The sequence below is a fragment of the Paenibacillus sp. RC67 genome, from assembly GCF_030020805.1.
Lineage (GTDB): Bacteria > Bacillota > Bacilli > Paenibacillales > NBRC-103111 > Paenibacillus_S.
The window spans coordinates 6,213,467-6,226,291 of record NZ_CP125098.1 but is presented as its reverse complement, the minus strand read 5'-3'; the positions used below and the strand labels follow the sequence as shown (position 1 = coordinate 6,226,291).

Genomic DNA, 12,825 nt, shown 5'->3' with positions numbered 1-12,825 from the left:
TATTATTGGGATTTCCTTTTTTTATATAATGAATTCGGTTCCGACGTTGAACAGAAAGTATAAAGTAAACCATCTGAGGAATAATACGGCTAACCTGTGCCTATTTTCAAAAAAAATGATATCGGTGGTCATACATGGATACTAACCAGAGAGGCCTAAATCTTCATCAGCTTGTTACCCTCTTTATGCTTTCTTCCGGTCTCATGGATCACGTGATCGTGATTCCGTTTTTGCTTGGGATTGGAGGGCGCAGCGCCTGGATTTCGGTTATATGTGTAGGCTTGATTATGACCTGCTGGCTGCCGCTGCTTCTTTATGTAATGAAGAAAACGAACATGGAGCCGATATTTGGATGGGTGAGGCGAAAGTACGGCAAGATTCTATCCTCAATCCTTCGGATTCCCGTAATACTATATATGTTTGCTATCGGTACGATAACCATCGTAGATACGGTTGCATGGGTGAAGAGCATGTTTCTTCCCGATACCCCTACCTGGTTCATCACTTTATCACTTATGGGTGTCTGCATATGGGCGGCTTATTCAGGTATACGAACGATTGCAAGATGTGGTATTTTTCTGCTGCCCCTTGTAGTCTTATTTGGCATTTTTGTCGCAACGGTAAATATTCCGCGTAAGCATTATCATTACCTTTTGCCTATATTGGAAAATGGATTCAGCCCTGTTGCGCATGGGATGTTTATTGTAGGAGGAGGGATGGTTGAATTAGTCCTTGTGCTTCTTCTTCAACATCATGTACAGGAGCAGCTGAAATTCCGGCATTTACTGTTCACATTATGGGTGCTTGTAGGATTAACGGTTGGTCCCCTAATAGGAGCGATAGCTGAATTTGGCCCGGATGAGGCGGCGCGATTGAGATACCCGGCTTACGAGGAATGGCGGCTTGTTCGGATCGGACATTATGTGGAGCATGTTGATTTCTTATCGATCTTTCAATGGCTCTCGGGTGCTTTTATCCGACTATCGCTGTCCATTTTTATAGTTAAGGATTTGATCCAAGATTATATGCCGAAGAAAACCGCCTCCTTCACTTTTATTTTGATTATTTCGGCTCTTATGATAGGGATCGTGCTGCTCCCACACTCGGATAAAGATTTCGTCAAGTTTTTGAACCAGTGGTATTTTACGAGTGCGATCACTATCACCTTGGTCTTCAGTCTGGGCGTAACGCTGCTTGCATGGATCAAAAAACAAGGAAGGAGCGGTTCCACATGACGGATAGGAATGTATTTCATTTGCTCAGTCATGCATTCGAAAATTGCGAGGATGTAGCTATCGAGCAGTTGGGTACGGACGAAGAAAACGCCGTCTTATTTTTTCAGCCGAATATGGTGGATACCAGCCGTTTGCGTGAATACTTCATTCCGGATCTGATCCATAGTCTATCCAGAGACAGCAAAACATTAGACGAGCTGTTGAACGAGAACGGTGCTATGCTCATCGAAGGCGAGCGTATGAAATCGGAAGAATATGCTTTTCTGATTTTTAGCGGACAACTGCTTGTATACTTCGGCAGAAGAGAGCTGCTATACAGCATGAATATGGCGGATAGGCCGCATCGGGAACCGGAGGAGTCTGCATTAGAGCCTTCCATTCGCGGAGCCCGGGACGGCTTTGTCGAAGAGCTGGATATAAATATTGCTCTCATCCGAAAACGGTTGGCTACCACGGATCTGAGCGTAAAATATTACTACTCGTATGGCACTACCCGAACTCGATTGGCTTTGCTTTATTTTAAGGACCGTGTGCCGGAAATTTCGCTCAACCTCATTCAGAAGCGTCTCGACGACCTTGGACAAACGGTTCTCGTTGGAGGAAACGCGAGGCTTGAGGACGCGATTTCAGGCAATCGATATTCGCTGCTGCCTTTGAGTAATTTCACAGGAAAGCCGGACTATGCGTCCGAACGTCTAGTAAGGGGCAAATTCCTTGTATTCATGGAAGGAACACCCACCGCTATGATTGCGCCTGTTACGTTAACCGAGCTCTTCATCAGTCCGGAAGACTCCTATTTCAATTATCACGCAGCGATTGCCAATCGGCTGTTAAGGATCCTTGCCGCTTTTATCACCGTCTTCTCACCCGGCGTCTTTATCTCCTTGCTGATGTATAATCAGGATCAAATTCCGTTCCAGCTGCTGGCAACGATAGGAATATCTAGGCTGGGACTGCCGATTTCCGCTTTTTTTGAAATGATGCTCAGTTTGTTTTTGCTCGATTTGCTTAGAGAGGCTGGTGCCCGTCTGCCGAGAGCGACCGGCTCTACGATCACTGTCGTGGGTGGGATTATTATCGGAGATGCGGCTCTTCGAGCAGGTATATTGTCACCGAGCATGACTTTTCTTGCAGCAGTTGCGATTGTTTCCGGATCCACCCTGGTCAATTTGAATTTGCAAAGCACGACGAGGATCGTTCGTATGTTCGTACTTACACTCTCCGCTCTTTGCGGCATTTACGGGACGATACTCGCCTTATTTTATATGCTGGTGTATGCCGTTAATTCGAACTCATTCGGCGTACCTTATTTTAGCTATGAGAAGTATGGAAGAAAAGAAAGCTTGCTGAAATTCATCCGTCTTCCGTTTCGTAAAAACAATATCGATATCGTTGGAGGAACCCCTGCTTCAAAAGGAGATGAGGGTACTTGAAGCTCAATGTCATCAAACGAGCTATAGGAAGTGTGCTGCTTGGTACTGTTCTTCTTCTCCCTACGGGCTGTTGGGATGCCGAGGAAGTACAGCGGCTCAACTATATTGTCGGTATGGGCGTCGATTATGAAGATAATAAATTCATTATTTATGGACAAATGATCAACTTTTCCTCTATCGCCAAACAAGAGCAGCAGAATGCTTCAGTGAGAAACTGGGTTGGACGGGGGAAGGGAGAGACCGTGCTTGCGGCTATTAGCGATTTAATAGCATCGGGCCAAGGTACGATGTTTCTCGGGCACGTCAATTACTTGATCCTATCCGAAAATGTACTGAAGGAGCAGATGCTGGAGAAAGTATTCGATTTCACCAACCGTAATAAGGAAACAAGATATACCAAATGGTTTTATGGCACGAAGGAATCCATGTTTGATCTGCTCTCAGCCAAGTCCTTCTTTGATCGCAGCACACTCGATAGCATATTGGGCAACCCGGAGCAAAACTATTCACAGCTGTCGAACTTAAAGCCTTATTATATCAATGAGATCGTAGCCGGAATGCAGGAGCCTTCCTCGACAGTTATTATTCCTTCGGTCGAGCTTACGGACAAAACCTGGAGAGAACAAAATAAACCGATAAATATATTAAAAAAGTCGGGGGGATTTATATTCAATGGAACCCAATATATTGGCTGGATGAAAATGAGTGATATTATGCTGGGACGCTGGCTTCAGGCAGCTTATGAAGCATCCCCCTTAACCCTCCGATCGAATAATCGGGCTATTGCTACGCTAGAGGTGAAGAACGCGTCGCACAGGATCGAGATTCATGATCAGAAAGAAGGAATCCCACGGTTTAAAGTGAAGCTGAAGGCCAAAGGGACATTAATGGAGCTGGCTGAGGAAAGACCGCTGGAGGAAATTGAGCGGTTGGCTGAACAAACGATTCGTAAGGAATTAATGGAATATTACAAAAAGGGGCTCGCGCTGCATGTAGATCTGCTGCATCTCGGGCAAGTGTATTATATGTACCACCCGGAGAAGTGGAAGTCCATTAATGTTGACGGCCGGTTTCCTTTGGGGCCGGATTCTTTAGAGGAGATAGAAGTGCATCTGATTATTGATCATGCGCAAAAATATAAATCTCCCCAGCTTAACGGAGCTTACAAGGAATAGTAAGGAAATCAGTCTAGTTAGCTCATTTAAAAAGCTGCCGAACCAGAGGGATACGCAACAAGGGAGTTGGGGTATCGATTGGGAGGCAGCTTTTTTGCGAAGAAGGCTTTTCAAAAATCAACTTATCTGATAACCTGATAACATAAGAATTTAAACTACACTTTATTGATAAAGGAAGGGAACCCCATGCGTGTCTCTTTATTTATTACTTGTTTAGCGGACCAATTGTATCCGGAGGTTGGGGAAAGCGTTGTCCGCTTGCTGCATCGGTACGGCTGCGAGGTCGATTTTCCCCAAGCTCAAGTTTGCTGTGGACAGCCAGCCTTTAATAGTGGTTATCAGGATGAAGCGCGCGAAGTGGCTCGCGGTTTGATCCGTGCATTCGAGCATAGTGATTATGTCGTATCTCCTTCGGGCTCCTGTACAGGGATGGTGCATCATTACTATCCTCAGCTGTTCGAGAATGAACCGGAATGGAAGAAGAAAGCCGAAGATTTGATCAATAAAACATATGAGTTTTCCCAGTTCCTCGTGAACGTGCTTGGCGTAACCGATTTGGGAGCGGTATTTAATGAAAAGGTTACTTATCATGCTTCCTGTCACGCTACTCGCTTCTTGGGTGTTAAAGAAGAGCCTGGTAAGCTGATGAGTGAAGTGAAAGGTCTGGAGCTGATCGAGCTTCCGAAAAAAGAAGATTGCTGCGGCTTCGGCGGTACGTTTGCCGTGAAGATGGCTGATATGTCCGAAGCGATGGTATGTGAAAAAGCAGGCCACGTATGCTCTACAGGAGCTAGTGTGCTCGTTGGCTCGGATATGGGCTGTCTGATGAATATCGGAGGTCGTTTGAATAAAGATAACAAGCCGATTCGCGTGATGCACATTGCGCAGCTGCTGGAGGAAGGAGTGAAGAACGGTGAGTCAGGTCGATGAAAAACAGCTGATTGGAACAGGGCTGAAGAAAAGAACGGAAGAAGCGCTCAAGGATGAGTTTCTACGTAAAGCTGTTGCCTTTACTACGGATAAGCTGAAAACGGCTAAGCTGAAAGCGATGGATGATTTCGGCCAATGGGAAGAGTGGCGCGAGCGCGGGAAGCAAATCCGTAAGCATGTCATTGATAATTTAGACTATTATTTGACCCAGTTCACGGACAATGTCACCAAAGCGGGGGGACACGTTTATTTTTGCCAGACGGCGGATGAGGCTGTCAAAGTGTTCATGGATCTTGCCGAGCAGCGCAAGGCGAAGCTGGTAGCCAAAGGCAAATCGATGGTATCGGAAGAAATCCATCTGAACCACCATTTGGAAGCGCGCGGTATCGAAGCGATTGAGACTGACTTGGGTGAGTATATTTTGCAGCTGGCGAAGGAAACGCCTTCGCACTTGATTATCCCTGCGATTCATAAAAACAAGCAGCAAATCGCTGATTTGTTCAATGACGAGTCCGGCGAGCAGTTCCCGCCGGAGACCAAGGTGCTTGCGAACTATGCAAGGCAGCGACTTCGCAATTATTTCCTTGAAGCGGATATTGGCTTAACGGGCTGTAACTTCGGCGTTGCCGAATCCGGTTCGATAACGCTTGTATCGAATGAAGGTAATGGACGTATGGTCAGCACGATCCCTAAATCCCATGTGGTCATTATGGGGATGGAGCGATTGGTGCCTACCTATGACGACTTGGAAGTCGTCTTGAACTTGCTCGCGCGCAGCGCAACTGGCCAGAAGCTGACGACGTACACGTCGATGATTACAGGCCCGCGTCGCGAGGAGAGCTCGATGGACCCGAAGAGCTCCATCTCATTGTTCTTGACAACGGACGCTCGGCGCAGCTCGGCGATCCGGTGTTTCAGGAAGTGCTGCACTGCATCCGCTGTGCAGCCTGCTTGAACGCTTGCCCCGTGTATCGTCACGTGGGCGGACACACCTACGGCAGCGTGTACAGCGGCCCTATCGGGGCCGTATTGACGCCGCTGCTGCAGCAGGACATGAAGGAAGCGGGCCAGTTGGCCTACGCTTCCAGTCTGTGCGGGGCATGCTATGAGGCATGCCCGGTCAAAATCCCGCTGCACGATATGCTCGTGCAGCTGCGAGCACGCAAGGTCAAGATGGGGCTGACCCCGCTTGCCGAGCGCGCTGCCTTCAAATCGTTCCAGACAGCGTTCGGGAACGTAACATTGTACAAAATGGCGACCAAATCCGCCTATTATTTGCAGAAGCCTTTTATCAGCAAAGGCTTCATAAAGAAAGGCCCAGGACCGATGTCCGGCTGGACGCAATCTCGCTTCTTCCCGATGAAGCCGAAGCAGTCGTTCCGCGATCGGTGGGAAGCACTGCAGCAGGAGCTTAAGAATGCTCCGGTGGTCGCAGAAGCTCCTGAAGCCCCAGTGAATAAGGGAGGTAAGCCTCATGAGCATTAAGACGGGTCAAATTCATGGTCGTGAAGCCTTCATCGCGAACATCTCATCGCGATTAGGGCGTAAAGCACCTTCGAGTACCCCTCCGGAGCGTCCGTTCCGCGGCGCTCCGGAGTTCTATAAAGAGATCGAACGAACAACCGACGAGAAAATCGAGTTATTCATCCAGAACTGGACTGCTCTGACAGGGAAAGTACTAGTAGTGGATGAAGCGGAAGCCAAAGCTGGTATCGCAGCATGGCTCAAAGAAATTACGGCGGAGCTTAAGGTCACGCATGTTTCCCGCTGGGAACATGAGGGCTTGATTGAGCTTGGCTTGGATGAAGCTTTGGCTGAGGCTGGAGTGGATGTTGTTCCGTGGAAAGAGATCGATTCCACAGAAAGCGCTGCTGCAAGCGGTGCGGATAACAGCTCTAACTGGGTTAAGCGCAGCGAACTGCTAAAGCGCACGGAACGCTGCCAGTTAGGCATGATTTGGCCTGACTATGCCGTAGCCAATACGAGTACGCTCGTGCTGCAATGCTCGCCGGAGCGGGGCCGCTCGGTCAGCTTGCTGACGGATATCCTATTCGCGGTATTCCGCGCTGATCAGCTTGTAACCCGAATGGGTGAGGCATTCAGCAGCATTACTGATGGTAAAACCGACGGAAGCGACTATGCTTCCTCGCTGAATTTGATTACAGGACCGAGCCGAAGCGCCGATATCGAGAACGATCTTACGATTGGTATTCACGGGCCAGGTAAGGTATATGCCGTGATTATCAAGTAATTGTTGCGGGGGCAGCTCGCTTCCGAATATTAAGTGGTTGAGCAAAGCTTCTTTTGCTCAACCCTTTTTTTGACACTATAGAATTTATAAATTTCGGGGCTCCCCGCAAAGTATCTGAATCAGCTTCGAAGCCAAGGCCCCACTTTGTGGGGTTATTTTGCATGGAATTTAGGGGGCAAAAACCCGTTGACATATAGTTCTCCCCGTTGTACGATGAAAATGTAAATTATACAAAACTAAGGTTTTGTATATAAAACCAAGTTCGTAGAAACAGGCTTTTCAAGAAAAGCAGTAGATCCTTGTGAAGCGTAAGCTTGTAGGAGGACGCATGGAAAAGAAATATTGGGTACCTGCTCTAGAGAAAGCCGATGTTGTCCTTCAAGCGATTTCCCTACAGCCCTCCAAGCTGAAGCTAATCGATTTGTCCAAGCAGCTTGGCATTAATAAAAGCTCCATGTTTTCATTATTGAACACGATGGAAGCGTTGGAATGGGTTGTTCGCGAGTCGGAAGCGACATATTCGCTTGGCTCTAAGCTTGGTTTTATTGGAAATGTTTATTTTAAACAATTCAGCCTGATCGACCGATTCCGCAAGGAAGCATCGGTTACCAAACATACGATTCAGGAAACAATTCAGTTGGCAAAGCTGGAGCAGTGTGAGGTTTTGTATTTGGCTAAGGAGGAAATGCCGGCCCCAGTTCGACTCGCATCTGAGCCAGGAATGAAGCTTCCTGCCCACGCGACAGCACTGGGTAAGGTGATGCTCGCAAATCTTGATCCCGCGATGGTAGAGTCGTTGTATCCCGACGAGGAGCTGAGGCAGGGCTTAACTCTGCACACGATTAAATCTCGTAGCGAGCTGCTTAAGCAGCTAGCGGCTATCCGTAACGAAGGCTATGCCAGCGATCTTCAGGAGGCTGTCATGGGTTTTTGCTGTGTGGCAGCCCCGGTACGAGATACGCAGGGGAATGTCGTAGCGGCTATAAGCTGCTCTATGTTCCAGCACGAATGGGAGCAGAAGCGGGAGAGAGCAAGACAAGAAATTTGCGCCTTAGCCGAAAGGTTATCGCAAGGCACATGCAATTAATCAAAAAAGATAACTTGGAAGGACGTGCAGCACATGAGATTGGAAAATAAAATTGCGCTAATCACCGGATCCGGATCGGGTATCGGTCAAAGCTCTGCGCTTTTGTTTGCTAAAGAAGGCGCTACCGTTATCGTCAATGACCTGATAGAAGAAAAAGGTCAAGAAACCGTTGAGCTGATTAAACAAGCCGGCGGCAAGGCGGTATTCATTCAAGCAGATGTAACCAACCCGGAATCCGTTAAGTCGATGGTAGATCAAGCTATCGCACAATTTGGCCGTATTGATGTGTTGTTTAACAATGCAGGCGTTAGCGGCGTTGGCGCGATTCATGAGGTTGAGCCGGAGGCTTGGGACCGTGTAATCAACATTAACATTCGCGGTGTGTTCTTGCCTTGTAAATATGTGCTTCCTCATATGATGGAAGCTCGTAACGGTTCGATTATTAACATGTCCTCTTGTATCGCTGAAATCGGATTGGCACGTCGTGCTTCATATTCGGCTACCAAAGGTGCGGTTCTTGCTTTGACCAAATCGATGCAGGTTGACTATGCTCCATACCAAATTCGTTGCAACGCGCTGCTTCCGGGCACGATTCTTACACCATTTGTTGAGGATTATTTGAAAAAATCTTACGACAATGAGGAAGAAGCCTATGCATCCCTCAAAACACGCCAATTAAGCGGAGATTTGGGAAGACCAGAAGATGTGGCTAAAGCGGCTTTATTCCTAGCATCCGACGACTCCAAGTTCATGATGGGTTCCCCGCTATATATCGACGGCGGCGTTGTTTTCGGTAAAAACGCGTAATTTATTCTCTTTATAAGCACTTATAACGATACTACTTTTTGGAGGTATATCTAATGAAGCTTCTTACTTTTATCGAAAATGGTCAGCAAAAGCTGGGCGTTAAAACCGAGCAAGGAGTAGTACATATTTCTGCTGCTCTGCAAGCTGTTCCGGCTGCTGCTGGTCAAGCTGTACCACAAAACGTACATTCTGTTATTAACGGTGGAGCAGCTTCTGTTGCCGCATTGCAAGCCTATGTAGATCAAGCGTTGTCCGCTGCTGCTGGTGTCGCTGCAGGATATATTGTTAATGAGTCCGATTTGAACTTGGGACCTTGCGTTACTCATCCTAACAAAATTATTTGTGTAGGCTTGAACTACCGTAAACATGCAGAAGAAACGAATGCGCCGATTCCGCAGTATCCGATTCTTTTCAATAAATTTAACAACACATTGACAAACCATGGTGCAGATGTACCGCTTCCAGTGAAAGTTACTGACCAAGTGGATTACGAAGCAGAGCTTGTTATCGTTATCGGTAAAGAAACAAAGTACGTGTCCAAGGAAAATGCGCTTGATCATGTATTCGGCTATTGTAACGTCAATGATTTGTCTGCACGTGATTTGCAAATGCGTACACATCAATGGCTGCTCGGCAAAAGCTGCGACGGCTTCAGCCCATTGGGACCATACCTTGTAACGGCTGACGAAGTGGGCAATCCAAACGATTTGTCCATCCGTTGTATCGTGAACGGTGAAGTTCGTCAAAACTCGAACACATCCGATATGATTTTCCATTGCGACGAGATCGTCAGCTACATCTCTCAACATATGACTCTGGTTCCTGGTGATATTATTTTGACAGGTACTCCAGAAGGTGTTGTACTCGGATTGCCTGAGGACAAACGCGTTTACTTGAAAGACGGCGACGTCGTTACGATTGAAATTGAAAAACTAGGCTCTTTGACTAACAAAATGGTAGCAGAGCGCGTTTAATATGGAATAGATAGATTTACGAAGATGACTTTTCTACGAAAAGCTCTAAGATTACGCTTACGAAGATAGTTTTCCTACGGAAAACTCAGAAAATGCTTACGAAGATAGCTTTCCTTACGGAAAGCTCTAAGGAGGTTAACAAAGATGGCGGGACATCAAATCGAGGCAGGCGCAGACGCATTGGTCATGGATTCCAAAGACCATGTGGCAACAGCTATTAAGGATTTGGAAAAAGGACAAAAAATTGCTTACCGTGTGCAGGATCAAGTTCGCGAGGTTGTGCTACTGGATGCAGTACCTTTTGGCCACAAAATTGCTATTGAAGATGTAGCTCAAGGAACGGACATTCGCAAATACGGCGAAGTTATCGGTCGTACTACTACGGAAATCAAAGCAGGCCAGCATGTGCATGTGCACAATGTTGAAGGAATTCGCGGCCGCGGCGACCAAGCTGTAAAAGCTTAATTATAAAGAAAGTTTTGCTCCGCAAAACTCAGCTTATGCTTACGAAGATAGTTTTTCTAACGAAAAACTTAAGTTTACGCTTACGAAGAAAGTTTTGCTCCGCAAAACTCAGCTTATGCTTACGAAGATAGTTTTTCTAACGAAAAACTTAAGTTTACGCTTACGAAGAAAGTTTTGCTCCGCAAAACTCAGCTTATGCTTACGAAGATAGTTTTTCTAACGAAAAACTTTTAGGAGGAAAAAACATGGATCACATGATGGGATATAGAAGACCAAATGGTGATGTAGGTATCCGCAATCACTTGCTGATTATTCCTACGGTCATTTGTGCCAACCAAGTTTGCAGTCGCATCAATCAAATGGTAGCTGATACAGTAGCGATTCCGCATCAACACGGCTGCAGCCAAATCGGCGCCGATAAAGAACGTACCTTTGAGGTGCTGGCGGGTACAGGTAAAAATCCGAACGTAGGTGGAGTTATCATTATTAGTTTGGGATGCGAGGTTATCGATCCTAATGAATTAGCGGATGCTATCCGTCCAACAGGCAAGCTTGTTGAAGTGTTCGACATTCAATCTGTAGGCGGCTCTGTGAAGGCCATTCAACATGGTGTGGAGCTTGCCAAAAAAATGCGCGCACAGCTGGATGAAATGCAGGCTGAGCCGATTCCTTTCAACGAGCTGATCATCGGTGTTAAATGCGGTGGCTCGGATGCAACATCCGGTTTGGCATCCAACCCTGCGTTGGGTGCAGCAGCTGACACGCTGATCCAACAAGGTGGCGGCGTCGTTATCGGAGAAACGACAGAAATTATCGGAGCAGAGCATGTGCTGGCTTCCCGCTGCGCAACTCCAGAAACCGAGAAACAGCTGTACCACATCGTTGACCGCTTCGAGAAAGAGGTTGAACGGATGGGAGCTGATATGCGCGGTGGAAACCCGAGCCCAGGCAATATTGCTGGCGGCTTGACAACGATCGAAGAGAAATCTCTTGGCTGTATCAGCAAATGCGGTACGGCTCCTATCAAAGGGATTGTTGAATATGCAGAGCAGCTTCCTAAGAACGGTCTGTACTTCATGGATTCCCCTGGTAATGACATTGAGTGTGTGTCAGGTATGGCAGCTGGCGGAGCGCACCTGGTTTGCTTTACGACAGGACGCGGTACTCCTACAGGTTCAGCTGTTATTCCGGTCATCAAAATTACGGGTAACAAGCGGATGTTCGAGCGCATGAGCGATAATATGGACGTTGATGTCAGCGATATGCTGGAAGGCACGCTGAGCTTGGAAGACGCTGGAGACAAGATCTGGGATGAGATTAAAGCGGTAGCCAACGGAAAGCTGACGAAGGCGGAAGTTCTCGGCCATACTGAGTTCAGCATTAACCGTATCGGACCATCTCTATAAATCAATAAACGCGCATTTTTGTGTAGTTGTGTAGGAGGAATTTGGAAGATGGCAAGATTAAAAGGGAAGGTTGCTCTGGTTACCGGAGGCAGCCGCGGTATTGGTGAAGCGATAGCCATTCGTTTGGCAGAAGAAGGCGCGCTTGTAGCAGTCAACTATACGTCAGACCGTTCCCGTGATTTGGCTGAGAAAGTGAAAGAACAGATTGAGGCGTTGGGCAGCAAAGCAATCGTCGTACAAGCGGATGTAGGCAGCAAAGCCCAAGTCGAAGCGATGTTCCAACAAGTGGAAGAACAGCTTGGTGACGTTGAAATTTTGGTCAATAATGCTGGAATCGCGCCATTCGAACCGTTCATGAAAGTGACGGAAGAGACTTGGGACCGTACGTTCTCTACGAACGTCAAATCCATCTTCATGTGCTCCCAGCTGGCAGCGAAGAAAATGATCGAAAAGCGTTACGGCAAAATCGTTAACGTACTCTCGACAGCGAGCCTTGTCGTTACCAGTCCGGTTATTCCACATTACCAATCGTCCAAAGCGGCAGCTAACATGCTGACGAAAGGGATGGCCATCGAGCTCGGCAAATATAACATTAATGTCAATGCGGTAGGACCAAGCACGGTAGATACCGATATGTGCACTGACTTTTTGGCGGATCCGGAATTGCGCGCTAAAGAAATTGAAGCGAATCCGATGAAACGTCTCGGTACTGCCCGTCAAATAGGCGATGCCGTTGTATTCCTGGCTTCCGATGAAGCTATGCAAGTAAATGGACATTTGCTTATGGTTGATGGCGGCTTGACTGTAAAAGCGGCACAGCCGGAAGATCATATGGAGCATTAATTTTTTAAAGACGACAAGTCCTTCGATTTCGAAGGGCTTGTTTTATTTTATACAGGCTGGTTAATATAATTAAAATGGTTTAAACATGATTTTCACAAAGTGGAGACATTCGACAAACTTAGACAAGAAATCTAATAGTCTCCTAATAATTGCCTTAAACTTTTTAAAAGTTTATCTCCTATAGTAGAAGTATAAACCGTTACACATTCAGATTTAGTG

General features: G+C 46.9%; 11 protein-coding genes and 1 pseudogene. All 12 read left to right on the top strand.

Going from position 1 to position 12,825, the window contains the following annotated elements; genetic code table 11:
- Positions 1-134 precede the first annotated feature (134 nt).
- The 12 genes and pseudogenes from QMA13_RS28230 (at position 135) to QMA13_RS28175 (ending at position 12,606) form a co-directional block, all read left to right on the top strand.
- On the top strand, positions 135-1,235 hold the full coding sequence (locus QMA13_RS28230; protein ID WP_282936999.1) for a GerAB/ArcD/ProY family transporter: 1,101 nt from the start codon (positions 135-137) through the stop codon (positions 1,233-1,235).
- Positions 1,232-2,668, top strand: coding sequence for a spore germination protein (locus QMA13_RS28225; protein WP_282936998.1), 1,437 nt, complete (start codon positions 1,232-1,234; stop codon positions 2,666-2,668). The genes QMA13_RS28230 and QMA13_RS28225 overlap by 4 nt, the downstream gene beginning before the upstream one ends.
- On the top strand, positions 2,665-3,843 hold the full coding sequence (locus tag QMA13_RS28220; protein WP_282936997.1) for a Ger(x)C family spore germination protein: 1,179 nt from the start codon (positions 2,665-2,667) through the stop codon (positions 3,841-3,843). The genes QMA13_RS28225 and QMA13_RS28220 overlap by 4 nt, the downstream gene beginning before the upstream one ends.
- Positions 3,844-4,029: 186 nt before the next feature.
- The gene (locus tag QMA13_RS28215) at positions 4,030-4,773 is read left to right on the top strand and encodes a (Fe-S)-binding protein (RefSeq protein ID WP_282936996.1); all 744 of its coding nucleotides are present in this window, start codon (positions 4,030-4,032) and stop codon (positions 4,771-4,773) included.
- Positions 4,757-6,258: pseudogene (locus QMA13_RS28210) on the top strand (LutB/LldF family L-lactate oxidation iron-sulfur protein). Before QMA13_RS28215 ends, QMA13_RS28210 begins: the two are co-directional and overlap by 17 nt.
- Positions 6,248-7,024, top strand: a complete 777-nt coding sequence (locus tag QMA13_RS28205; protein ID WP_282936995.1) for a LutC/YkgG family protein — start codon at positions 6,248-6,250, stop codon at positions 7,022-7,024. The pseudogene QMA13_RS28210 and the gene QMA13_RS28205 overlap by 11 nt, the downstream one beginning before the upstream one ends.
- A 328-nt stretch (positions 7,025-7,352) precedes the next feature.
- On the top strand, positions 7,353-8,111 hold the full coding sequence (locus tag QMA13_RS28200) for an IclR family transcriptional regulator (RefSeq protein ID WP_282936994.1): 759 nt from the start codon (positions 7,353-7,355) through the stop codon (positions 8,109-8,111).
- Positions 8,112-8,144: 33 nt separating this feature from the next.
- Positions 8,145-8,918 carry an SDR family NAD(P)-dependent oxidoreductase gene (locus tag QMA13_RS28195; protein WP_028548151.1) on the top strand — a complete coding sequence of 258 codons (774 nt, stop codon included), beginning with the start codon at positions 8,145-8,147 and terminating at the stop codon, positions 8,916-8,918.
- A gap of 53 nt (positions 8,919-8,971) precedes the next feature.
- Entirely contained in the window at positions 8,972-9,892 is a 921-nt protein-coding gene (locus tag QMA13_RS28190) for a fumarylacetoacetate hydrolase family protein (protein ID WP_282936993.1), read from the top strand.
- A gap of 144 nt (positions 9,893-10,036) precedes the next feature.
- Positions 10,037-10,357 (top strand): UxaA family hydrolase, encoded by a 321-nt coding sequence (locus QMA13_RS28185; RefSeq protein WP_028548149.1) that lies wholly within the window; start codon positions 10,037-10,039, stop codon positions 10,355-10,357.
- A 245-nt stretch (positions 10,358-10,602) separates the two neighbouring features.
- Positions 10,603-11,763 (top strand): UxaA family hydrolase, encoded by a 1,161-nt coding sequence (locus QMA13_RS28180; RefSeq protein ID WP_282936992.1) that lies wholly within the window; start codon positions 10,603-10,605, stop codon positions 11,761-11,763.
- 48 nt (positions 11,764-11,811) lie between these two features.
- Positions 11,812-12,606 carry an SDR family NAD(P)-dependent oxidoreductase gene (locus QMA13_RS28175; protein WP_282936991.1) on the top strand — a complete coding sequence of 265 codons (795 nt, stop codon included), beginning with the start codon at positions 11,812-11,814 and terminating at the stop codon, positions 12,604-12,606.
- Positions 12,607-12,825 lie beyond the last annotated feature (219 nt).

Excerpts from the sequence above, each read along its gene's own strand:
- QMA13_RS28225 (WP_282936998.1), top strand. The coding sequence starts at position 1,232 with ATGACGGATAGGAATGTATTTCATTTGCTCAGTCATGCATTCGAAAAT.
- QMA13_RS28180 (WP_282936992.1), top strand. The coding sequence starts at position 10,603 with ATGGATCACATGATGGGATATAGAAGACCAAATGGTGATGTAGGTATC.
- QMA13_RS28190 (WP_282936993.1), top strand. The coding sequence starts at position 8,972 with ATGAAGCTTCTTACTTTTATCGAAAATGGTCAGCAAAAGCTGGGCGTT.
- QMA13_RS28230 (WP_282936999.1), top strand. The coding sequence starts at position 135 with ATGGATACTAACCAGAGAGGCCTAAATCTTCATCAGCTTGTTACCCTC.
- QMA13_RS28215 (WP_282936996.1), top strand. The coding sequence starts at position 4,030 with ATGCGTGTCTCTTTATTTATTACTTGTTTAGCGGACCAATTGTATCCG.
- QMA13_RS28200 (WP_282936994.1), top strand. The coding sequence starts at position 7,353 with ATGGAAAAGAAATATTGGGTACCTGCTCTAGAGAAAGCCGATGTTGTC.
- QMA13_RS28205 (WP_282936995.1), top strand. The coding sequence starts at position 6,248 with ATGAGCATTAAGACGGGTCAAATTCATGGTCGTGAAGCCTTCATCGCG.
- QMA13_RS28185 (WP_028548149.1), top strand. The coding sequence starts at position 10,037 with ATGGCGGGACATCAAATCGAGGCAGGCGCAGACGCATTGGTCATGGAT.
- QMA13_RS28195 (WP_028548151.1), top strand. The coding sequence starts at position 8,145 with ATGAGATTGGAAAATAAAATTGCGCTAATCACCGGATCCGGATCGGGT.
- QMA13_RS28175 (WP_282936991.1), top strand. The coding sequence starts at position 11,812 with ATGGCAAGATTAAAAGGGAAGGTTGCTCTGGTTACCGGAGGCAGCCGC.